A 23,028-nucleotide genomic window follows, 5' to 3' on the forward strand; every position below is an offset into this window, starting at 1 on the left:
GCCTTGATGCATTCCGCGTGGCTGACGCCGCCATACGTGTTCCTCTGGGTCCCGCAGCTGTGCGCGCTTGCGTTCCTCGCGCTCATCGTGCGGTTTGACCGCCGCTCGCTGTGGTCGGGGTTCGCGCTGTTCGTGTTCATCATGACGGTCGGCGTGACCGCGGCGTGCCTTTATGTCGACACGATGGACCTGGTGCCAAGCCCGTGGATTCGCACGGTGATGCTGTGGATTGGGCTGCTTGCGGCCGCCGTCATCGTCGCCTTCCCTGTGCTCCTGGGCGTGTTCCTGACCGCGGAGGGCTGCCGTCTGCTGCGCAGGGAGGGTGTGTCGCCCGCCAATTGCCTTTCGCTTGCGGCCGGCCTCTTTGTGCTGTTGGACCTGACGCTCATCCCGTATCTTGCGTCGCTCGTGCGCAATGCGGTGGTCACGTGGCTGTTCGCGCTCGCGTCCGCGTGTGTGCTGTTCTTCTCCGCGCAGCTCGCGATCTACTGCCTGTCGGTGTTCGTCAATCTTGTGCACTTGGGCAAGCCGAAGGGACTCAAGCAGATCGTGGTGCTGGGCTCGGGCATCTTCGGGACGGCTGTGCCGCCGCTGCTGGGCAACCGCATCCGCAAAGGCATCCAGCTGCAGCATGACGCCCCGCACGCCGTGCTCATTCTGTCCGGCGGCCAAGGGCCCGGCGAAGACATCCCCGAAGGGCGCGCGATGATGGCGTGGGCGCTGGAGCACGGGGCGGACCCGTCGCGGACGATCGCGGAAGAACGCTCGCGCAACACCGAGGAGAACCTTGCATACTCGGCGCGGCTGTTCCCAGACCCCACCGGAAAGACGGCAATCGTCTCGACACGGTACCACGTGCTGCGCGCGCTGCTCATCTCCAAACGGCTGCATATGGACGCCGTCGGCTACGGCTCGGCGGCCACATGGTATTTCTCGCTCAACGCGATGCTGCGCGAGTTCATCGCGTTCGTCGTCATGACGCGCAAGCGGCAGATGGTCGTGCTGTGTGTGCTGCTCACGCCGCTCTGGCTCACGGCACTCGCCGGCGTGATCCAGTGGATCATGCCGGCGAGCTGAGCCACGCCGGCGGGTGTCCTACGCCTCCGCGGCCTCGGCCACAAGCGACTCGAGGTACGCCTGCACGTCGAGCGCGGCTCGGCAGCCGGTGCCCGCGGCGCTGATCGCCTGCTGGTAGACCGGGTCGGCGCAGTCGCCGGCCGCGAACACGCCCGGCACATTGGTGCGCGTGGAGGCGCCTTCGACGACGATGTACCCGTGGTCGTCGAGTTCGAGGGCGCCGCCAAGGAAGGCGGTCTGCGGCACCTGGCCGGCGGCGATGAACACGCCGTTCGCGGGCAGTTCGCCCGTCTCCCCGCTGACGACGTTGCGGATGCTCACCGAGGTGACGCCCTTGCCGTCGCCGTTGATGCGCTCCACCACCGTGTTCATCATCACGTCGATCGCCGGGTTCTCGAGCGTGCGGTCGACCATGATCTGCGAGGCGCGGAACTGGTCGCGCCGGTGCAGCAGCGTGACCGACGACCCGAAGCGGCTGAGGAACCCGGCCTCCTCCATCGCGGAGTCGCCGCCGCCGACCACGACGATCGGCTTGCCGCGGAAGAAGAAGCCGTCGCATGTGGCGCAGAACGAGACGCCCTTGCCGGAGTATTTCTCTTCGCCGGGCACATCGAGGTGCCGGTAGTACGAGCCGGTGGCGATGATCACGGCGCGCGCCTGGTAGACATCGCCGCCCGAACAGGTGACCGTCTTGATCGTCTCGTCGAGCCGCGTGGATTCGACGTCGTCGAACACGATCTCGGCATTGAAGCGTTCGGCCTGGCGCTGCATGTTCTCCATGAGGTCGGGTCCCATGATGCCGTCGGGGAAGCCGGGGAAGTTCTCCACTTCGGTGGTGTTGACGAGCTGGCCGCCCGGGGTGAGCGCACCCGCCACGACGAGCGGCTTGAGGCCTGCACGCCCCAGGTAGATGGCTGCGGTGTATCCGGCGGGGCCGGATCCGATGATGATGACGTCGCGAATTTCACTCATGCTCCCACAATAGGCGCATCGGCATGGGTATTCCGCGGTTCCACTCATAGCTCATGCGCCGTTCCCTATAATGTGGGTATGGCTGCACACACCGCGCGGCGGAAGGAGGAGCCATGGCGCATCGCACGACCCTGCGCGACATCGCGCACGAAGTGGGCGTTTCGGTCACCACCGTCTCGCTTGTGCTCAACAACCGGCTGGCGCGCGTCTCCGACGAGACCCGCGCGCAGATCCTCGAAACCGCCAAACGGCTGCGGTATGTGCCCAACCAGAACGCGCGCAGCCTGCTCACCAAGCGCACGATGCTCATCGCGCTCATCGTGCCCGACATCGAGAACCTGTTCTTCGCCGCGCTCGCACGCTGCCTCGAGGAATCATGCCAGGCGGCCGGCTACGAGCTTGTCATCGCGAATTCGAACGACCGGCGCGCGGTGGAGCGCGACCTGCTGCAGCATGTGGTGGCGCGCGGTGTGGACGGCCTGTTCCTGATCCCCGCGCGCGAATCATACGCCGACGAGGTGGGACTGCGCGAAGACGTGCGCCGTGTGCCGTGCCCGGTGACGCTGATCGACCGTCTGGTGTCCGCACAGTGGTGCGACGGCGCGGGGTTCGACAATGTGCTCGGCGGTGCACTGGCCGCGCGCAGACTGCTTGAGGCCGGACATACGCGCATTGGGTGCATTTCTGGCGATGGGCGCGAAGGCAGCGCCAACCGCCGTCGGCGCGGGTTCGCCGACGTGCTCGAGCAGGCCGGCGAACCGCTTGAATCGGTGCTCGACGTGGCCGGTGACTACCGCTTTGACGGCGGGTACGCAGCCACGGCCGCCATGGTGGACAACGGCGCCACGGCGGTGTTCTGCTGCAACGACCTGATGGCGATGGGCCTGCTGCGCGGTCTGCGCGAACGCGGGCTTTCCGTGCCCGCGGACATGTCGGTGATCGGCTACGACAACATCATGGAACGCTTCGGCATACAGATCGAGGTGACAACGGTCGAGCAGGATGTGGCACAGCTTGCGCGCGCCGCATGGGAGCTGCTCTCGGCGCGCATCGGGGCGCCCGGCGAGGGCCACCCGTGGCTCGCCGAGCCGCGCACCCGGGTGCTTGCGCCGTGTCTTGTGGACAAAGGCAGTGTGCGCGACCTGCGCTGACCTTTGTATGGCGTGTGTAGCGCATGGCTGTGCCGGTGGGGTGTGCGACACGCTGACAGCTGACGGATTTTGACGGGCCCCGTGAAAGGGATATGATGAAGTCAACACAGTGATAAAACGTTTTATCACTCGGACCGGCTCCGCCGGATCCACTTCAATGAGGAAGGAACGGACCCATGAAGAAGATGATTCTTGATCTGGACACCGGCGTCGATGATGCGCTTGCCATCTCGTACGCGCTTGGCAGTCCGGAAGTGGAACTCATTGGCATCACCGGCACCTACGGCAATGTGCTGATGGAGCAGGGCGTGCGCAACGCGCTCGCGATTACCGAACTGCTCGGCCACCCCGAAGTCAAGGTCTACCGCGGCCTTGACCACTCGAGCACCACGGATTCGTTCCAGGTGCTCGAGATCTCGAGCTTCATCCACGGCCAGAACGGCATCGGGGAAGCGGTGATCGCGGACTCCACGCGCGACGCGGAGGATACCCCGGCGGTGGACTTCATCATCGATGCGGCGAAGACCTACGGCAAGGACCTCGTGTACGTGCCGACCGGCCCGCTGACGAACCTCGACGCTGCGATCGCCCGTGCCCCCGAAATCGTCGATGAGATCGGACGCGTGGTACTGATGGGCGGCGCGCTCACCGTGCCCGGCAATGTGAATGCCTGGACCGAGGCGAACATCTCGCAGGACCCGGACGCCGCCAACCGCGTGTTCCGCTCGGGCATCCCCGCCACTATGGTGGGCCTCGACGTGACGCTGCAGACGCTGCTCACCTACAAGGAGACGCAGCGCTGGCGCGACCTGGGCACCCCGGCGGGCGCATTCCTGGCCGACATGACCGACTTCTACATCAAGGCCTACGAGACGACCGCCCCGCATCTGGGCGGCTGCGGCCTGCACGACCCGCTCGCCGTGGGCGTGGCCGTCGACCCGACGCTCGTGACCACGCTGCCGATCAACATGAAGGTGGACGTGGAGGGCCCCACCCGCGGGCGCACAATCGGTGACGAGACCCGCCTCAACGACCCCGTCAAGACGATGGACGCCGCCGTCGGTGTCGACGTGCCGCGCTTCCTCGACGAATTCATGACCCGCATCTCCACGTTGGCCGCCAACGCCGCCTGAAAGGACAGTACGATGACCACCGCAACCACCAAGGGTGCCATCGACCCGTATGCCGATCCGGGCACCGCGAGCCGCACCGCCGTCAAGGCGCTCATCATGCTGCTCATCACGTTCATCATGGGCACGTTGTGCCTGCAGGGGTTCAACCTCGTCTTCGTGCAAATCGGAGCCGACGTGGGCGCCGCCGACCAGGCGTCGTTGATCACCGCCATCCCGAGCATCGTGCTCGGCATCGTCTCGTTCATCTACGGGTCGCTCAGCGATTTCGTCTCACTGCGCCGCATGGTCGTGTTCGGCGTGCTCACGCTGTTCGTGGGCTCCGTCTTCGGCTTTGTGGCCTCGTACTTCATCAACGGTGGCCTGTGGGTCGTCATCATCGCCCGCATGTTGCAGACGATCGGCGGCCAGGTGGCCGGCTCGGTGTACCTCGTCATGGCCACCAAGTACCTCGCCACGCACCTCAAGGTGATTTTCTTCGGCCTGTTCACCGCCGGATACCAGCTCTCCGCGGCCATCGGCGTGTTCGCCGCCGGCCTGCTCAGCTCGGTGGCGTGGCAGTACCTGTTCCTGATCCCCGCCGTCTCGATCGTGTTCCTGCCGTTCCTGATGAAGTGGCTGCCTGGCCATAGCACGAGCGGCGACCGCATCGACTGGGTCGGCTTCACCGTCTTCGGTGTGGCCGTGGCGTTCCTGACGCTCTTCTTCTCGTACATGAGCTGGTGGATGCTCATTGTGGCCGCGGTGCTGTTCATCGCGTTCGGCATCTACATCGCCAAGGCCCGCAACCCGTTCATCACGCCGTCGTTCTTCAAGAACGTGCGTTGGCTCCTCGCGATCAGCCTGATCCTGCTGTTCTACTTCACGAACTACTGCATCTCGCCGATCTTCAATGCGATCGGTGCGGACGTGTACGGCATGAGCACCGGCCAGGTCTCCGCGTACATCGTGTGGGCCTTCGTCGTGGCCACCGTCATGGGCACGAGCTCGGGCGCCATCGTCGGCCGTATCGGCCAGACCGCCTCGATCGTGATCGCCGCGTGCCTCATGATCGCCGGGTTCGTCGGATCCGCATTCGCAGTCAACGCCGGATTCTGGGTGCTCACGCTGTGCGCATGCGTCTACTACGCCGGCTGCGGCCTCATATATTCGCCGCTCGTGGCCACCGTGCTCGACACCCTGCCGGTCGACCAGTCCGGCCGTGGTGTGGGCATGAACGACCTCGTGATGAACGTGACCGCCTCGATCGGCATCGCCATCTTCGGTGGACTCATGACCACGCAGGCGCTCGCCGGCTCCTCGTTCACCGGCGCCTCCGGCTCGTCCGCCGGCTACGCCAACCTGCTGCTCATCGGCGGCATCGTGATCGCCGCCGGCCTCGTGGTCTTCCTGCTGATCCGCCGCAAGGTCTACGCAGGCGAGACGAAGGCCGAAGAACACGAGTCAGGCCCGGTCGAAGCCTGACCCCACGGGCCCGCGCGGTACCCACTGCCGGCGCGGGCCCACTCGTCTTCCGCACCATTGCACCTATTCACCCGCCACCCGAAAGGACGCGCACCACCATGGACACCACATCATTCCCCCTGCAACTACTGGAACACATGCACGGCACCGTCGCCGTAGTCGGCTCCATGAACGTGGACTACACCATCACCACCGCGCGCCTGCCCGAACCCGGCGAGACGGTCGCCGGCGGCCCGCTCGAGCTGCTGCCCGGCGGCAAATCCGGCAACCAGGCCGCGGCCGCCGCGCTGCTCGGCGCCGACGTGCGCATGTTCGGCGCTGTCGGCTCGGACAGCAACGCCGACTTTCTGCTCGGCCATCTGGCCGCAGCCGGCGTCGACACGTCGCATGTGCGGCACGTGGACGGCCCGAGCGGCCTGACCGTGATCACCGTCGACGCCTCCGCCGAAAACACGATCGTCTATTCCGCCGGCTCGAACGCGCAGGTGAGCGTGGACTACGTGGAATCGAAAATCGGCGAACTGACCGGCGCCGACGTGCTCGGCCTGTGCCTGGAAAGCCCGATTGAGACCGTGACGGCGTGCGCGCGCATGTGCCATGAGGCCGGCGTGCGCGTGCTGCTCAACGATTCGCCGTTCACCGCCGACCTGCCCGCGGAGTTGATCGAGCACACCGACATCCTGCTCGTCAACGAGATCGAGATGGCGCAGCTGCTCGACCTGCAGGCGCCCGCGGACGACGACTGGTCCGCGTTCGACTGGCCGCTCGCGCTCGAACGCCTTAAGGCAATCGGCATCCGGCAGGCCGTCGTGACGCTCGGCGCCGACGGTTCGGTCGTGCTCGACGCCACCGCCGACGAACATGTGACGCGCATCGCGCCGGTGCGTGTGGACGCCGTCGACACGACCGGTTGCGGTGACTCGTTCATGGGCACCGTGCTCGCCGGGCTCGCGTCCGGATGGTCGCTCGCGGCCTCGGCGCGTGCCGCCGCCTACGTCTCCGCCTATGCGGCCAGCGGACGCGGCGCGCAGGCCTCGTATGGCACGCCGGCGCAGATCCGCGCCAAGTTCGAGGCCTAGAAGGCCTGCACCGAATCGATGAACAGCTGGTTGCCGGGCAGGCTGTCCATCGGCACCCACATCACGATGTCCTGCGTGTCGACCGGCTTGGTGAATTTCACCTCGGTCGTGCCGCCGTCGGCGAACGTGAACTCGGCCACCTGTTCGCCGGCGGTCGGGTCGCCGGCCGTGTTGACACGCACATACCCCTTGCCGCCGGAGGATCGGATCTTCACGACGATGCGCGAGACGTCCTCTTTCTTCTCGAGGTGCAGGTAATAGCCGTAGCCCTGCTGGCCGTTGGGGCGGTCCAGGAAGGTCTGGCTCGCCACCGGGTATGCCGTGGTGTTCTGCGGCTTCGGCGTTTCCGTCTTCGTCTCGGTGGGCTCCGGGGTCGCGTTGTTCTGCGGCGACTCCACATCGTTGCCCTTGTGCTGGCCGAACGGCACGTCGTCGAGGTCCATGTTGGGCCAGTAGTTCTGCTGCTGGCGGTTGATGCCGAACAGCGAGCCGGTCGTGGCGATGCTGTGCACGGCGAAGCCGAGCGCCACAACCACCGCCACGATGACCACGATGATGGCCGCTTTCTTCGTCTTCGACGATTTGCGCTCCTCGAACGCCGCCTTGTCGGCGATCGAAGGCTCATGGTTGTTCTGCGGCGCGAAGCTCGGCGGCAACGCCGGCGCGCCCACCGCATACGTGGCGTCGATGTCGGCGCGCTCCTGCTCGAGCGCACGCTGCGAGGCCGAGCCATCGGGCACTTCGTTGCCCTGGCTGTCGATGATCGGGATGCGCCCGGTCGCGCTCACGCCGTCAGTCGGGTCGGCCGACCCGTCGCGCAGCTTCGACACGTCGATCGGTACGGTCATGCGCTGCGGTTGCAGCGGCGGCTCCAACGGGTTGTTCGGGTCGAACGCCGAGAACATCTCGGTGGCGTCCTCGGGCTGCAGTTCCGGGATCTGGCTCGAGGCGCCCGTATAGTCCTCGCCTTCCATGAGCGCCTTGCTGTGGCTCCACAGCGCCTTGAGCGAGCCGGCGCTGAGCGCCTGCGTCTGCGCGCCGAGCTCCTCGTCCTCGATGTCCTCCTCGTCGGCCACATCCATATGCGCGAACGGGATCGTGGGCAGTGTCTGCGACGAGGCGAGCGATTCGGGGATTGGCAGGATGTCGGCGGGCAGGGCGGGGCTGATCATCGCGCGCACGATCGAACATGCACCCTCCACGCCCGTCAGGCGCAGGTCGTGGCGCGTCAGCACCGGGAACTGCTTGACCGGCCCGAGCAGCATCTCGAGCTCGGCGAGCGTGACGAGCGGCACCGTCGGCGTGCTGTCCTCGGGCAGTTCGAGCCCGCGCTTGACGATGACGCGCAGTTCGGTCGGTGTATCCGCCGGCAGCGCGTTGAGCGAGAACTGCGGGTTCATTGTGGATGGCGTGCGTGTGAGCATGCCGTACAGTACGCCCGCGAGCTGGCGGATCGCGCGGCGTGCGGGATTGTCGCCCGGCTGCGCGTTCGATGTGTCGGCGAGCGCCTCGCTCACCGGCGTGTCGGCGAGCTGCACGCCGCTGCGCGTGAGGCGCACGGTGTCGGTCGACAGGGCGTGGTGTGTGAGGCTGTCCGCCTGCAGCGCCTTGATGGCGGCCGTGGCCTCGGCGATGATCGTGCGCATCGCCTCGTAGCTCAGCGGGCCGTGGCCGTGCATGTATTCGGTCAGGGAGACGCCTGCGTCGAGTTGCGTCAGCACTACGGCGATCTGGCCGTCGTGCTGCAGTTGGATGACCGGGGTGAACCGTGCGTCCTTCGACGAGGCGAGGGTGCCGGCGAGCGCGTTCGTGCTGTCGAGCACGGCCTTGTTGTTGACGATGAAGAGCTGGCAATCGCGCGAGAGCACGCGGTCGTTGGCTTTCCATGCCTGCAGACCCGCCTCCTCACGCAACGGCGACACCAACGTGTACCTGTTGAGAACGGTATCTCCTAAGTGCGGCCTCATAGTCTCCCCTGATATGTACGGCATGGACGATGCTCCCGCCATTCTACCGGCCGCACTGGTCGTGCGCGGCGCTTCGCTGGCGCCGTTGCCGGTGAGCGCAATCGGTGCTTCGGCGAGTTCGCTCGGCACTGGCGGGTCGAGCTGTTCGAGTTCGTTGATCGGCTGGGGCAGTGGGATCACACGCGTCTCGTCGGGGTCGTCCACGCCCGCCACGGCGGCGATCGGCGCGATGACGCGCGTGTCGTCCGGGTCCTCGGCCTGCGCGGGTCCACCGGCGGGCGCGCGGTGCAGGCGGCGCCTCAGGGCGTCGACGATCTGCAGCAGTTCCTGCGAGCGCACGATCCACAGTGTGGCGATGTACGCGATGAGGACCAGCACGCCCAGCACCACGGCTGCGAGCACGTTGCGCAGCCATGCGGCGATGCCCGACTGACCGGGGTCGGTCACGTGCAGCCACGCGTAGACGGGGATGCGCGCGCCGAGGCCGACGACGACCGCCACCACGGTGGCGGCGATCGCCTTCGCGTAGGTGGCGGCGATGCGTTTGCCGTCGAGCGAGCCGTCGAAGCGCCGGCGCAGCATGCGCACGAGCGGGATGAACGAGATCAGGTAGGCGGCGGATACGCACACGGCGATCATGCCGGCCCATTGCGTGGGCGGCAGCAGGCGTGTGCCGGTGAGGATCAGCCCGAGCTGCAGCATGTACATGATGAGCATGAACGTGAACGGCGAGCGGCCGTCTTCGAACGCGTAGAACGTGCGCTGGATGATCAGGTACGCGCTCGCGAGCGGCAGGCAGACACTCAGGCCCATGAGCGGCCCGCACATGAGGATCGCCTGCGGCACGGCCACGGTCGGCAGCAGCGAGCGCGTGATCGCGAGCGGCATGACGATGAACGCGGCGGTGAAGAAGCACATGATCGTGCCCACGGTGCGCAGCGCGCGGCTCAGGTCGTCGCGCGCGCCCGCCATGTCGCGGTTCGCGAGCGCCTGCGATATCTGCGGGAAGATCGCCGTGGCCACCGAGACGGCGATGAGCGAATACGGCAGCATGTAGATCGTGTACGCGTTCTGGTAGGTGGCGTTGCCGGCCACGTCGAACTGGTTGAGGTGCATCGTGCGTTCGGCGAGCGAGGGCGCGCCGGTGAGCACGCGCGTCGTGATGATGTTGGCGATCTGGTCGATGACCACAATGCCGAGGCTCCATGCGGCGATCGGGCCCATCGTGCGCAGGCCGATGCCGCGCACGCCGAACTTCCAGTGGAAGCGGAAGCCGAGTCTGAACAGCGGGATGAACAGGATGATCGCCTGGAACGCCACGCCAAGCGTCCATGCGCCGGCGGTCAGCGCGATCTTCGGCGTGGTCCACTGGCCCGCCGACAACTGCGCATGGTTGCCGAAGATCACGATGAACGCGGTGAAGCCGATGCAGCTGATCACATTGGCGCCCACAGAGCTCCACGCGTAGGCGCCGAAGCGGTTCTTGACGGCCAGGATCTGCCCGAGCACGGTGTAGAGCCCATAGAAGAAGATCTGCGGCGTGCACCACAGCGTGAACGCGCATGTGAGCGAGATCAGCTCGGGGCTGCCGTTCACGTACAGCCGTGTGATCCACGGGGTCAGCACGCCCATCAGCACGGTCACGGCGGCCAGCAGCGTCACGGCGAACGTGACGATCTTGTTGAGCTGCTCTTCGGCGTTGTCGGCCTTGAGCGTGCGCACGATGTGCGGCACGAGCACCGCGTTGAAGATGCCTCCCGACACAAGCGTGTAGATGACCTGTGGGATCATCGAGCCCGCTTGGTAGGCGTTGGCGGCCAGACCGGTGGTGCCGATCGCCGCCGCGAGCAGGATCGTGCGGATCTGCCCGGTGATGCGCGACGCGGCGGTGCCCGACGCCATGATGAGCGAATTGCGGCCTACGGAAGAACTCATTCGTCAGGATCCTTCTTGCGGTGGAACTGGCGCCACAGGCCCAGCAACCCAAGCACGACCGCGAGCGCGATGATCGCGATGCCGCTTTTGTCGCTCAGCTGCAGCGAACTGGTGATGGTGGTCTGCTGTACTGCGCCGAACGGCTGGTCGTGCCGGTCGAGCAGTTGTTCGCGCGCCACCGTGGTGCCGGACGTGGAGACACGCACGACGAACGACGTCTGGGCCTCGCTGTTGGGGGCCACTTCCACATCGCTCAACCGCGATGTGACGATCTCCATCGAATCGGTGAGTGACGAGACGCGCACACTGATCGGGTAGGGCAGTTTGTTGCTCACCGTGACGGGCATCGACGCCGTTTCGGAGACGACGTTGAGGCTGCCCGAAGGCACGAGCGTGATGCGGCTCAGCAGCGCGTCGGCGAAGCGTTGCGCGCCGTCCACCATCGCCGTGCGCGCCGAGGCGTGCGGCGAGAGCGCGGGCAGTGCGAACGCGTCATGTGCCTGCAGCAGGTACTGCGCCCACGCGTCCGCGCTGAGTCGGGCACTGGCCTGAGCGGACGCGGATGGGGAAGCGGATGGCGGCGACTGCGGGCTCGCCGTGCCGGACTCCTGCACAGCAGCGGACGGGCTCGACTCATCGGCCGCCTGCGCGGACTGCCCGGCGACGAGGATCGACGTGTTGAACCGCTCGATGTCGTCGCGGCTGCGGGCCAGCGCGTTGAGCGCCTCAAGCGCGGTTGAGACGGCCGGCATCTGCTGGCCGACGTATTGATTGATCAGGCCGGGCATCTGGCTGGGCTCGATTGCGGATTCGGCGGTCGCGAGCTCGTCGATCGAGGCGAGATGGACCCAGCTCGCGCTGTTGAGCGCGGTCATGAGCGAGGTGACGAACGTGCTGTTCGTGGATTCGCCAAGGCAGACCAGCAGTGACCGCGACTCGTATGGCTGTTCCATCTGGTAGAACGCGGACTGCGCGATCAGCCGCTGCAGACGCCCCGCATCGGTCTGCTCGGCGCTCGCCTGCGCGCTTGTGGGCTGTTGTTGCGCGAGCGCGGACAGCGTGGATTGCGCGGTCAGCACCGTCACCTCGCCGTGGTCGGTCGGTACGCGGTAGGTCTCCGTCGTGGCCGTCGCGTCGTCTTGCAGCGCGAAGTCACGCGTGGCCACAACGGTCTCGTAGCCTTGCGCACGCGCGGTGTTCAGCGCCTGCATCGTCCAGCTGCCCTCGCCCTGCCATGCGATCGCGCGCGTTTGGGCGCCTTCGTCGCCGAGGGCCGAGCGCAGCAGGTTGACGCCGGTCCCGGCACGCCAACTCTGGTCGCTGATGCCGGCGCGCGTGTAGGCGCCCGCATCCCCGACGCGCGCATACGTCGTCACGTCGAACATGCCCGGCTGGCTGATCGCCTGCACATGCGGCGTGCCGACCGCGCGCAACACGAGCGGGTCGCCCACGATCTGCAGGTGTTCGAAGCGCGCGGCCAGCTCGTCTTTCGCCTTCAGCGCGCGCACATCGTCGGTGCCGAGCGTCACCGCGTCGCTTGGGCGCACGCTGCCCGAGCCAGAGGAGAGCAGCCCGTCCGTCACGGCGGTGTTCGTCTTCCAGTCGTGCGACGTCAGCGGCATCGCCACGGTCAGGTTGATCGCGGGCGTGCGCTCGCCGTGCAGGCCCGCCTGGCTGCGCGTCAGGAACGTCTGCAGGGGGGTGGTGCCGGGCAGCGGACCGCCGTCCTCGCCGATGAGCTCAAGTGTGAGCGGGCGTGGGCCCCATGCGGTCAGCGCCCGCAACTGCCCGGCGTCCGCGTGCAGTTCGCCGTGCACGGTGCGCACGCCATCTGCCTCGACCGTGCCCACGTCGAGCGTGAGCAGTTCGTCCGGGGTGGGGATCATCGCGGCGCCTTCGGCCCACGCCTGCACGTCGGAGCGCGAGACGAAATTGTATTGGGCGTTCGTGCGCACGGCGAGACGCGCGTGCTCGATGGCGGTCGTACCGTGGTTCTCTATGGTGACGCGCACGGCGAATCCCGAAGAATCGGTGACGACGGGCGTGATTTCCTCAATCTGCAGCGCCACAGGGGAGGCGCTTGGCTGCGTGACGCCATCGGTGGGCTCCTGTGCCCACGCGGGCGCGGCGCCGAGCGGCGCGAACAGTGTGAGCAGCACCGCGAGCAGCACCGCAATGGTGCACCCGACACCGCCGTAGATGCGTCCAGTGGTGTGCGGATGGTTCACGGTCAGCCCTGCCTGTTCAGTTTCCTTGCGTACAGCCATGCAATCTTACGCTCATTGGGGTAACTGAGCACGTCGTCGAGGTCAGCGAAGTCCACCCAGATGGCGTCTTCGGCCTCATGGTCGGGGTCGCCTTCCACCGTGAGCTCACCGCCAATCTGCCGCAGAGCGAAGTGGTGCACGAGTTTGTGCACGCGCTGGCTGGTTCCAGTGAACCAATAGTCTATCGTGGCGATCGAATCGACCACCTCGCCCAGGATGCCCGTCTCCTCGTGCACTTCGCGTACGGCGGTCTGTTGCGGCGTCTCGCCCTTTTCGATGTGCCCCTTCGGCAGGCACCATTCCAAGTGGCCGCTGCGCGAATGGCGCGCGATGATCGCCACACGGCCGTGGTCGTCGAACACGAGGCCGCCAGCCGAGTATTCGCGCACCACGGGCAGTTCCTGCGCGTCGAGCGAGGCGAATGTGGTGGGGCGGTCGCTTGTGCGTCTGCGCGGCATCATCGCCGGCGTCGGCGTGGCGCTCGCGGCATCGGCCTGGGCGTGCGGGCCCGGCACGGCCGGCTTCGCGTGCGCGGCCGCCGCGGCCAGGCGCTCGCGCAACTGTGCGGGTGTGGGGATCGAATTGCCCAGGGATTCACCCTGAGGCAACCCCGCCGACTGCGAGGTGTACAGCAGTTCGTCCGGTTCGAGCGGATTGGCCTCGTTCGGGGTATGGTGAACCGCAGCGTTGGCATGCATGCGTGCAACGTCTGCGGGTGTAATCATGTACTCCACCTTACTCATGTTTTTATGCAGATGGGGTAACGGTATGCTTGAAGGGCAGAAAAGCAGCGCGGCACGCGTGTGTGATGCGAGAGCACGAAAGGGAAACCGTGGATTTCGAAGTGTGGCCAGAAGCCATTGAGCTGGGAGAGATGTTCGCCGAGGAAGGCTACGAACTGGCGCTCGTGGGCGGGCCGGTGCGCGACCTGCTGCTGCACCGCCGTTCGCACGACCTCGATTTCTGCACTTCGGCGCGCCCCGAGCAGTTCGAACCGATTCTGCGGCGTTGGGGGCACGACGGCTTCTGGGACATGGGGCGCAAATTCGGCACGCTGGGCGCCATGCGCCGCCGCCCCGACGGCACCGAGGTGCAGGTGGAGATCACCACATACCGTTCCGACGCATACGACCCGGACTCACGCAAGCCCGAGGTGAGCTACGGCGATTCGCTCGAAGGCGACCTGTCGCGCCGCGACTTCACCGTGAACGCGATGGCGTTGCGCGTGCCCGACCTCGAGTTCGTCGACCCCTTCGGCGGCGCGAACGACCTGTCGAAGCGCGTGCTGCGCACACCGGTCGACCCGCGCCAGTCGTTCGACGACGACCCGCTGCGCATGATGCGCGCCGTGCGCTTCGTGGCGCAGCTCGGCTTCGGCATCGAACCCGAGACGGCCGAGGCGATCTGCACGATGGCCGACCGCCTCGGCATCGTCTCCGCCGAACGCGTGCGTGACGAGCTCGTGAAGCTGCTGTTGAGCGACCGCCCGCGCGCGGGCATCGAGGCGTTCGTCGACTCGGGCCTCGCCGACGTGGTGTTCCCCGAGATCCCCGCGCTGCAGCTCGAGATCGACGAACACCACCGCCACAAAGACGTGTTCGAGCACACGATGATCGTGATCGACCGCGCGGTGGCGCTCGAAACCGGCCCCGACGGACCCGTGCCGGCGCCGGACCTGACGTTGCGCCTCGCCGCGCTGATGCATGACATCGGCAAGCCGAAGACGCGCCGCTTCGAAGCGGGTGGCAAGGTCAGCTTCCACCACCACGACGCCGTGGGCGCCAAGATGACGCGCAAGCGCCTCAAGGCGCTGCGCTTCGACCACCATGTGGTCGACGACGTGAGCGAACTGGTGAACCTCCACCTGCGCTTCCACGGCTATGTGGACGAACCGTGGACCGACGCCGCCGTGCGCCGCTATGTCAAGGACGCGGGCCCGCTGTATGAGCGGCTCAACCGCCTGACACGCGCCGACGCCACCACGCAGAACCGCCGCAAGGCGCTTGTGTTCAAAACCGCGATGGACGAGATGGAAGAGCGCGTGCGCGCGCTCAAGGAGCAAGAGGACTTCAACGCGATCCGCCCCGACATCAACGGCAACGAGATCATGCAGGAACTCGGGCTCGAACCCGGCCCGCAGGTGGGCGCCGCGTACCGCCACATGCTCGATTACCGGCTCGACAACGGGCCGGTGGGGCGTGAGGAGGCGCTCGCCGAGCTGCACCGCTGGTACGACGCCCAGCAGCAGTAGAAGATGAGCCTACAGGTCAGCCGACCGGCGTGTGCTCCGGTGCCTTCGATACGTTGGTGAGCTGGTCGGCCGGCTTGCAGCCTTCCACGTTCGGGATCTCCGAGCCGGTCTTCGGCAGCTGGTCGGTCTCTTCGAGGTCCTTGAACGTGGCGCCGAGGATGATGTCGACGAGCTTGTCCTCACGGTCGTCCATCACCAGCTGCGCGTCGGGGAAATTGCTTGCGATCGTGTATGCCTGCACGATCGCGTTCTTGCCGAACACGATCTGCGTGCGCTCCACCTTCGCGCTGTCGTAGTTGTCAACGCCCTGCACCACGAACTCGCGATTCTCAAGCGCCTGGCCCACGGCATTCGCGAACCCCGTGAACTTCGTGCCGTTGAGCACGCGCACCGTGACCGCGCGGTTCTCCGGGTACTTCGGCTTCGAACCGTCCGCCGCTGGCGAGACGCACGGCGCCGTGCGCCCGTAGTTCGCCTCCACGGCCGCCGATTTGACCTCGCCGAGGCCGCCCACATGGAAGAACACGAGCAGCGACGCCACGAGCGCCGCCACCAAGACGACGCCGCAGATGCCGAAAACGACTGTCTGACGTTTGCGCACATAGCGTTTGCGTGCTTCACGCACCTCGTTGTTCTGGGCCATACCTGTTCCTTGTTCGCGAGCTGACTAGAGACGAGCATAACCCATATGGCTGACGCTCCGCCCCTGTTTTCCGCCGCTGAAGCACCCCGCGCGAGGCGGTGCGTCAGGCCGCTTCTGCGCGCACGACTGGCCGCGCCGGGGCGTCGGCGCAGTAGATGCGGTCCACCGCGTCCGCCTGCAACCATGCGCGCTGCACCGCCTGCGCCGCCGGCTCATTTGGCACGAACGCGATGACCGAGGGACCGGAGCCCGACACGAACGCGGTGCTCGCACCGGCGCCGAGCGCCGCGTCAATCGCCACGCCACTGCGCGGGTGCAGTGAGATGGCCGCCTGCTGCAGGTCGTTCGGACCACCGCCGGGGCCGAGCACGTCGAACGCCGCGTAGACCTCGGGCGTGCTCAGCTGGGCGCGGTAGGCGCCCACGAGCACGCGGCCCGTGCAGCCGCTGGCGCGCAGTGCCTGCATGCGCGCGTCGTCTTCGGCGAGCGGTTCGATGCGTTCGCCGAAGCCCGTGCCGAGCGCGGTGCCGCCGCGCAGGCAGAACGGCATGTCGGCGCCGAGCGTCGCGGCGATCGGGCTCAGCCGCTCCACCGGCCAATGCAGGCCCCACAGCTCGTTGAGCGCGAGCAGTGTGCCGGCGGCGTCGGCCGACCCGCCGCCGAGACCCGCGCCAACGGGGATGTTCTTTTCGATGCGGATGCCGGCGTCCGGCTCTACGCCCGCCGCCTGCGCGAGCGCGAACAGCGCGCGCACGGCGTGGTTGCGGCGCATGTCGCTCGCCGACGAGGCGAGGTCGCCCAGGTGCTGCCCGGCGAGTTCGAGCGAAAAGCCGGCGCCGGGGTGTTTGCCGGTCACGATGACCGTGTCGTAGAGTCCGATCGCGCAATACACCGTTTCGAGCGCATGCCGGCCGCCCCATTCCTCGTGGCGCGCGCCCACATGCAGCGTCAGGTTCGTTTTGGCAGGGCACTGCACCTGCACCGTGGTCATGCCCGTGCCCCCTCAAGCGCGGCGGCGAGCTGCACGAACTCGTCGATCGACAGTGTCTCGCCGCGGCGCGTGGCGTCGATGCCGGCGCGATCGTACGCTTCGGGCGGCACAATCTTCTTGAGCGCCGCGTGCAGCGTCTTGCGGCGCTGGCCGAACGCGGCGTCGACCAGGCGGAACACCGTCTCGCGGCTCACACCGGCGCGATCGGCCGGCGCAGCGCCCGCCGGGTGGCGGCGGAACAGCACAAGCGCGGAGTCTACGTTCGGCGCGGGCCAGAACACGTTGCGGCCGATTGCGCCCACGGTCTGCGCGGTGCCGTACCACGCCAGTTTGACGCTTGGGGTGCCGTAGATCTTGGTGCCGGGCTGGGCGGCTAGGCGGTCCGCCACCTCTTTCTGCACCATCACCAGGAACGTATCGAGGTTCGCAAAGCGTTCGAGCAGCGTCAGCACAATCGGCGTGGCCACGTTGTACGGCAGGTTGGCCACGAGCACAAAGCGGTCGTCGCCGTTGAAATCGGGCAGTGACTGCGGCGTGAGCGTCAACGCGTCCGCGTTGACGACACGCAGGCGGTCCGCGGCGTTGGGCATGAATTCGGCGACCGTGCGCGGTAGGCGTTCGGCCACCGGCGGGTCGATCTCGACGGCCGTCATGCGCGCGCCGGTCTCCAGGATCGCCAGCGTGAGCGAGCCGAGGCCCGGGCCCACTTCGAGCACATGGTCGGTGGGCTGCACACCGGCCTCGCGCACGATGCGCCGCACGGTGCCCGGGTCGATCACGAAGTTCTGGCCGAACTTCTTCGTGGGGCTGATGCCGGCATCTGCGGCGATGCGGCGGATGTCGGCCGCGCCAAGCAGCCTGCCGGCGGCTTGGGCGGGAGTTGGCGATGCGGGTTCGGTCATGGTCGGTCCTTGTGGTGGGTCTGTGGGTGTGCGGGGCGGGCGGCGGTTCTAGTACCAGCCGTAGTGTTCCGAGTGTTCCCAGGCCTTGTTGGGTGAGCCGTAGCGGCCGGCGATGTAGCTCAGGCCCCAATCGATCTGCGCGGCGGCGTCATCGCGGTAATTGGCGCCGAACGCGGCCATTTTGCTCGGCGGCAGCGACTGCGGAATGCCGTATGCGCCCGACCACGGGTTCTCCGCGTTCCAACGCCAGCCTGATTCGCGGTTCCACAGGTTCACCAGATTCTGCCAATTCTTGCCGGTCCAGCCGTATTGCGCGGCGGCGCCGGCGGCGTATGCCTGCGCGGCGGCGGCCGTCGGCCGGTACAGGCGGCTTCCTGCGGCCGGATTCGACGGTTGCTGGGTTGGTTGCTGTGTCGGCTGTTGGGTCGGCATCGGTTTCTGCGTCGGGGTCTGGGTCGGGGCTTGCGTTGGCTGCTGCGTTGGCTCGCTTGTGCTCGGTTCCGGATCCGGTTCGGGCGTCTGCGTCTCGCTCGGCTCGGGGCTGCTTGTGCCCGCTGTGGGGTCGCCTGTGCTGTCGTCCGTGGCGTTGCCATCGTCACCGCTGTTGTCATCCACGGCGCCGTCATCGGCGTCATCGCCGGCGTTGGCGCCGGTGTCCGCGTCGTCGTCGGTCTTTGCGGGGGCCTCAGGCCCGACCGCGATCACCTCGTCGAGCGCGACCTTCGTCACCGTCTCGTCGGTCTGTTCGCGCGTCTGCGCCTTGCCGTCCACATACGTCACACGGTAGGTGATTCTCTTCTCGCCGTTCACGCCCGCCTGCTCCACGCGCGTCTCGCCCGGCGCGAGCGAGGCGTCGGTCACGAGGCGCGTGACGTACGGGATCGATTCGGTCGCGGTCTCGTCGCCGTAGGTCACGCGTTCCACGCGCAGGACCGTTTTACCGCCGTCTTTTTCGACGCTCACGCGGTCGTCCTTGCCCAGCACGATGCTCTTGGAATCCAGGATCGACGCGGCGGGCAGTTTGCCGTTCGGAGCCACCGAGGTCTTGCCGTCGGCCACCACGGTCACCGGGCCGTCCGCGTTGACTACGAACCCGCCGGTGAGTTGGTTGTAGACGTTCCTGATGTCCACGCGCACGCGTGAGGCGGCCACCTCGTTCTGTTCGAAGAAGCTCAGCAGTTGTTCGGCGCTGTCGGCCACGGTCCAGAAGGGCACTTCCTGGCCATCGATGCTGATGGTGGTCTGGTAGGCGCTTTTCACCGTGACCACATCATGGTTGGTCAACGCGCCGGCGGATGTGGATTGCACCAGGTCGTGCGTCTTGACGTCCACGCCCTGCTCGCGCAGCAGGCCGGTCACTGTGGTGGCGTAGGTCGTCACATGCCGTGTCTCGCCGTTCACGCTCAAGGCCACGGCCTTGCGTGTGGTGCACAGGAAGAACGTGGCGCACAACGCGAACGTGGCAAGCGCGCAGATCACCACGCGGAGCCGCCGCAGGGCAGTGAATCGTTGCGGAGTCCATCGTCTGGCCATGGTTCCCCCTTGGGTTGTGTGAACAAAACAGCTGTCCTTAGATTGTACGCAGGCGCTGCGCCAACCCACCGCCCGTCTCATCGGCCTGTCCACGCCCGGTCAGCGGCTCGTCCGAAATCCTGAGTCGGCAATAATTCTTAAGGGTCGTCATCCAGGGGTGGCAGTGATTTTGGGACAGTTAGATATGTAGATATAACGGCTGTCCACAATCATTTGGCGGGGTAAGAAAAGAAGGGGGTGGGGGCGGAGAGAGAAGGGGATGTTCTCGCCCCCGGCGGGAGGAAGCTGGTTGGGGGGATGCTTCTCCCGCACCAGAAGGCTTAAGTTGGGGGAGCCCTCTGGATTTACTTACTCAGAGGTAAGAATCATATTGCTGTTGAATTATCAACCATGCACGGCAAATAGTGTACACGGAGAATCGAGTCAACGCAAATCGAGCCTCCTGTCGGGATCGAACCGACGACCTGCCGCTTACAAGGCGGCCGCTCTGGCCATCTGAGCTAAGGAGGCATTGGACTTCGCCGCTCACGTCTGTTGCACACAGACGAAAGAACAGCATAGCAGCTTATGTGGAACGGTCAAGGCGAACCGCGGAAAACCCGCGCGTTTTCCGCGGTTCGCCGTCCGTGGCCATGCTATTCGGCGATCGGTTTGCCTTCGGCGCCGATTGACGGCAGGTCGCCTTCTACGCCCACCTGGTCGGGCTTGAGGCCGATCGCATCGAGCAGCGCGTCGAACATCGTGCCGCCGCTCGCCGAGTTCATGTCCCAGCGGTAGCCGTTGATTGTCACGGTCGGCGTGGACATCTGCCCTTCGGAGTTCTGCAGGTTCTCCTGGTGAGGCGTGTAGCCGAACACCGCGTTGAGCCAGTCGTCATAGCTGCGTGTGGCGGCCTTGCCGGCCACTTCCTCGGGCACGCCGGCGTTGGTGAGCTGTTCCTTGATCTGCTCGTCGCTCACCGGCACATACGCGCTGCCCTCCTGCGGCTGGAAGCCTTCGGCGTACAGGTTCTGCACGGCGTGCAGCAGGTGGTCCGGGTTGCTGTCGTGGTCGCTCACGTACAGGATCGCGTTCGCCGCACGCGACGAGTAGTCGTCGGTCGAGAAGCGGTCCATGAACGCCATGAAGTGCAGGTCGAGGTTGATCTGCCCGGCGTCCACGAGCTTCGTCAGGTTGGCGTCGAGCTGGCGGTTCACGCTGCCGCAGCCCGGGCAGATGAAGTCCATGTAGATGCCGATCGTCGGCACGTTCTCCACGGCCTTGCCGTAGCCGTCCTTCGAGATGAGGATGCCGCCTTCGTCATCGGCGTTGGTGGGGCGCGAATCGAGCGTCTTGAGCTGCTCGTGCGCCTGCTCGACCGTCAGGTCGGTGCCTGACGATTCGCCGCCCGACGCCTGTGGGTGCAGGCTGCGGTAGACCGCCACGCCCGCTACCGCGAGCAGGACGACCACGACGGCGATCACAATGACGCCGATGATCGTCTGCTGTTTGCGTTCCTTTGCCTGCTGTTCGGCGCGCGCCTGCGCCTTCGCCCGCTGTTCGGCGCGGCGCTCGGCGTGCGTCTGCCTGTGCGGCTCCTGCGATTTCTGTGCCATCGGGTTCCTTTCCTAAATCCTGTTAGGCAGTGTATGCGCCCGCCGGGTCATTGGCACCCGCATGGGCGAACATTCACGCAATGCTCACCATGTGGGCAAGGGGAACCAGTCCATCACCGGCGCCACCTCGAGATTGACGGCCGCGGCGAGCACGCACGCCACCGTCACGGCGAGCCAGACGAACTGGCGGTGATTTGCGCGCGCGGACCCCGTCAATGTGCTGTTCTGGCGCCGCGTCAGGCCGATCGCCCAGCCGGCTCCCAGCCGCAGCTGCTGCGACTTCGGGCCGAGCGCGCACGCGAGCCACGACACCGCCATCACCGCCGCTGCCGCCGCGCCCGCCGCCGACTGCGGCACGTCGTAGGGCACTGGCACCTGCACGGTCCAATCCCACAGCGCCACCGCGATGTCGGTGGTTGGCAGACCGGCGCCGACTGTGGCGAGGGCGAGCATGAGCGCATAGACGAGCCACATCGCCAGCATGCGCGGCAGGGCGAACGCGGCCGCTTTGAGCGCGTGCCACGGCAAGGTCAGGACGCGCAACGCGCCGTCCGATGTGCGCGTCTGGCCCGCGCGGCGCAGCACGCGCATGGTCTGGGCGCTCGCGTCGAGGCCGAAGGCGATGAGCAGCCACATGAGCATCGACGCGGCGATCAATGCGATGAGCGGCATCGACGCCGCGCACAGCGCGAGTGGCACCGCGAGCGCCGCGCATGCGAGCCTCCCGCGCGCGGTGAGACGCGGGCGCGGGTCGACGAACGCGGCGGCCAGTGGGTCGGGCTGCGCGGCCGGAAGCGGTTGCGCGGGGGCCGCCGTCGCGGGCGCAACCGCCGCGTTCGCCGCATCATATTGTGGCTGTAACCGCTGCAACGGCTGCGCGGGTGGCAGTGGTGGCGCGAAGACCTGGGTGCGCTCCTCGGGCTGCTCCTGCGGCAGGGCCTGCGTGGCCGCTTCGGCCGGTTGTGCAGATGGTGCAGGCACCGCGACCGTCGGCACAGGATCCTCGATTTCGCCTTGCGCCGGCGCGGATGCGTGCAGCTCGGCCGGATCGTAGCTGATCATCGCCGTCGGCATCGATTGCGCGCGCCACAGGCGGCGCGGATTGTCTACATACTGGTTTTTCCTCAGCGCCGCTCCGCTCATGGGAGCGGGGGAATCAAAAGGGGGCATCGGCTCCGGTGTCTGCCATGCGTCCGCTTGGATGGCCTCGAGCAGTTGCGCCGGCGTGCACCGCTGGCGCGGATTCGGGTCGAGCGCCGCGCGGAACGCCTGCAATGTGCGCGGGGGCAGCCCCTGCAGGTTCGCGTTGCCGGCGGCCTCGCGCTGCAGCACCGCCATCATCGGCTGCGTGCCGAACACTGGCGCGCCCGTTGCGGCGAATGCGAGCACGGACGCCGTGGACCACCAGTCGGTCGCGTCGTTCGCCTCGGTGCCTTCGATGATCTCCGGGGCGATGAACCCTGGCGTGCCCATCACGAGGCCTGTGCTCGTCACGTGGCTTTCGCCTTCGCCCATCGCGATGCCGAAGTCGACGAGCACCGGCCCCGTCACCGAGATCATCACATTGGTCGGTTTGATGTCGCGGTGCACAATGCCCGCCGCATGCACCGCGCGCACGGCGTCGATCAGTTTCGAGGCGAGCCGCTCGAGGTCCTCGCCCACATACCGGCCATTCTGCATCACGTCTTCGCGCAGGTTCTTGCCTTCGATCAGTTCGGTCACGATGAACGCGAGCGCGTCGTCGATCTCCATGTCGACGATGCTGCACACCCCCGGGTCCTTGATGCGTTTGAGTGCCATCGCCTCGCGGCGCAGGCGCTCGCGGGCGGTGGCCTGCGCGCGTTGCGAGGCGGTGTCTTCGTCGTCGAGCGAGTCGCGCAGGATCTTCATCGCGTAGTTCGTGCCGCCGCCGTCCACAACGCGCCACACCGATCCCATCGCGCCCCTGCCGAGGCGTGAGACGAGCGTGTATCCACCGACGATGTCGCCGGGCTCCAGATTCAACGCGTGCAAATCACTCATAATGTTCTATCGTACGATTTGCGCGCACAATTGCGCGGATTGTTCACGG

General features: G+C 66.8%; 16 protein-coding genes and 1 tRNA gene. 6 read left to right on the forward strand and 11 right to left on the reverse strand.

The window, feature by feature from the left end; genetic code table 11:
* Positions 1-6: 6 nt before the first annotated feature.
* Entirely contained in the window at positions 7-1,077 is a 1,071-nt protein-coding gene (locus BPSG_RS06540; RefSeq protein ID WP_033502325.1) for a YdcF family protein, read from the forward strand.
* Between the two features lie 18 nt (positions 1,078-1,095).
* Here BPSG_RS06540 and trxB read toward each other — a convergent pair whose 3' ends face one another.
* On the reverse strand, positions 1,096-2,049 hold the full coding sequence (gene trxB / locus BPSG_RS06545) for a thioredoxin-disulfide reductase (protein WP_026643899.1): 954 nt from the start codon (positions 2,047-2,049) through the stop codon (positions 1,096-1,098).
* A gap of 113 nt (positions 2,050-2,162) precedes the next feature.
* On the opposite strand from trxB, the gene BPSG_RS06550 reads away from it, so the two are divergent.
* The 4 genes from BPSG_RS06550 (at position 2,163) to BPSG_RS06565 (ending at position 6,873) form a co-directional block, all read left to right on the forward strand.
* On the forward strand, positions 2,163-3,200 hold the full coding sequence (locus BPSG_RS06550; protein WP_026643900.1) for a LacI family DNA-binding transcriptional regulator: 1,038 nt from the start codon (positions 2,163-2,165) through the stop codon (positions 3,198-3,200).
* 176 nt (positions 3,201-3,376) lie between these two features.
* Complete coding sequence (locus tag BPSG_RS06555; protein ID WP_026643901.1) at positions 3,377-4,333, forward strand: nucleoside hydrolase; 957 nt, start codon at positions 3,377-3,379, stop codon at positions 4,331-4,333.
* A 12-nt stretch (positions 4,334-4,345) separates the two neighbouring features.
* A complete protein-coding gene (locus BPSG_RS06560) occupies positions 4,346-5,794 on the forward strand; it encodes an MFS transporter (RefSeq protein WP_026643902.1) in 1,449 nt (482 codons plus the stop codon).
* A gap of 98 nt (positions 5,795-5,892) precedes the next feature.
* Entirely contained in the window at positions 5,893-6,873 is a 981-nt protein-coding gene (locus BPSG_RS06565) for a ribokinase (RefSeq protein WP_026643903.1), read from the forward strand.
* Here the strand turns inward: BPSG_RS06565 and BPSG_RS06570 are convergent.
* The 3 genes from BPSG_RS06570 to BPSG_RS06580 are packed head-to-tail and all read right to left on the reverse strand — an operon-like array spanning position 6,870 to position 13,767.
* On the reverse strand, positions 6,870-10,775 hold the full coding sequence (locus BPSG_RS06570) for a murein biosynthesis integral membrane protein MurJ (protein ID WP_026643904.1): 3,906 nt from the start codon (positions 10,773-10,775) through the stop codon (positions 6,870-6,872). The genes BPSG_RS06565 and BPSG_RS06570 overlap by 4 nt on opposite strands.
* A complete protein-coding gene (locus BPSG_RS06575) occupies positions 10,772-13,042 on the reverse strand; it encodes a DUF6049 family protein (protein ID WP_026643905.1) in 2,271 nt (756 codons plus the stop codon). Before BPSG_RS06575 ends, BPSG_RS06570 begins: the two co-directional genes overlap by 4 nt.
* Positions 13,006-13,767 (reverse strand): NUDIX hydrolase, encoded by a 762-nt coding sequence (locus tag BPSG_RS06580; protein ID WP_026643906.1) that lies wholly within the window; start codon positions 13,765-13,767, stop codon positions 13,006-13,008. Before BPSG_RS06580 ends, BPSG_RS06575 begins: the two co-directional genes overlap by 37 nt.
* Before the next feature lie 107 nt (positions 13,768-13,874).
* Here BPSG_RS06580 and BPSG_RS06585 point away from each other — a divergent pair, with 107 nt between their 5' ends.
* Complete coding sequence (locus BPSG_RS06585; RefSeq protein WP_026643907.1) at positions 13,875-15,293, forward strand: CCA tRNA nucleotidyltransferase; 1,419 nt, start codon at positions 13,875-13,877, stop codon at positions 15,291-15,293.
* Between the two features lie 16 nt (positions 15,294-15,309).
* Here BPSG_RS06585 and BPSG_RS06590 read toward each other — a convergent pair whose 3' ends face one another.
* The 7 genes from BPSG_RS06590 to BPSG_RS06620 all read right to left on the reverse strand — a co-directional run bounded on the left by BPSG_RS06590 (position 15,310) and on the right by BPSG_RS06620 (position 22,979).
* Entirely contained in the window at positions 15,310-15,936 is a 627-nt protein-coding gene (locus BPSG_RS06590; protein ID WP_026643908.1) for a LytR C-terminal domain-containing protein, read from the reverse strand.
* A 103-nt stretch (positions 15,937-16,039) separates the two neighbouring features.
* Positions 16,040-16,927 (reverse strand): 4-(cytidine 5'-diphospho)-2-C-methyl-D-erythritol kinase, encoded by an 888-nt coding sequence (locus BPSG_RS06595; RefSeq protein WP_026643909.1) that lies wholly within the window; start codon positions 16,925-16,927, stop codon positions 16,040-16,042.
* Complete coding sequence (gene rsmA, locus BPSG_RS06600; protein ID WP_026643910.1) at positions 16,924-17,829, reverse strand: 16S rRNA (adenine(1518)-N(6)/adenine(1519)-N(6))-dimethyltransferase RsmA; 906 nt, start codon at positions 17,827-17,829, stop codon at positions 16,924-16,926. Before rsmA ends, BPSG_RS06595 begins: the two co-directional genes overlap by 4 nt.
* Positions 17,830-17,877: 48 nt before the next feature.
* Entirely contained in the window at positions 17,878-19,362 is a 1,485-nt protein-coding gene (locus tag BPSG_RS06605) for an aggregation-promoting factor C-terminal-like domain-containing protein (protein WP_026643911.1), read from the reverse strand.
* A gap of 436 nt (positions 19,363-19,798) precedes the next feature.
* Positions 19,799-19,872: transfer RNA gene (locus BPSG_RS06610), tRNA-Thr, on the reverse strand.
* A gap of 125 nt (positions 19,873-19,997) precedes the next feature.
* Entirely contained in the window at positions 19,998-20,957 is a 960-nt protein-coding gene (locus BPSG_RS06615) for a DsbA family protein (protein ID WP_026643912.1), read from the reverse strand.
* An 84-nt stretch (positions 20,958-21,041) separates the two neighbouring features.
* Positions 21,042-22,979 (reverse strand): serine/threonine-protein kinase, encoded by a 1,938-nt coding sequence (locus tag BPSG_RS06620; RefSeq protein WP_026643913.1) that lies wholly within the window; start codon positions 22,977-22,979, stop codon positions 21,042-21,044.
* Between the last annotated feature and the right edge of the window lie 49 nt (positions 22,980-23,028).

This window comes from Bifidobacterium pseudolongum subsp. globosum (genome assembly GCF_000741295.1).
GTDB lineage: Bacteria > Actinomycetota > Actinomycetes > Actinomycetales > Bifidobacteriaceae > Bifidobacterium > Bifidobacterium globosum.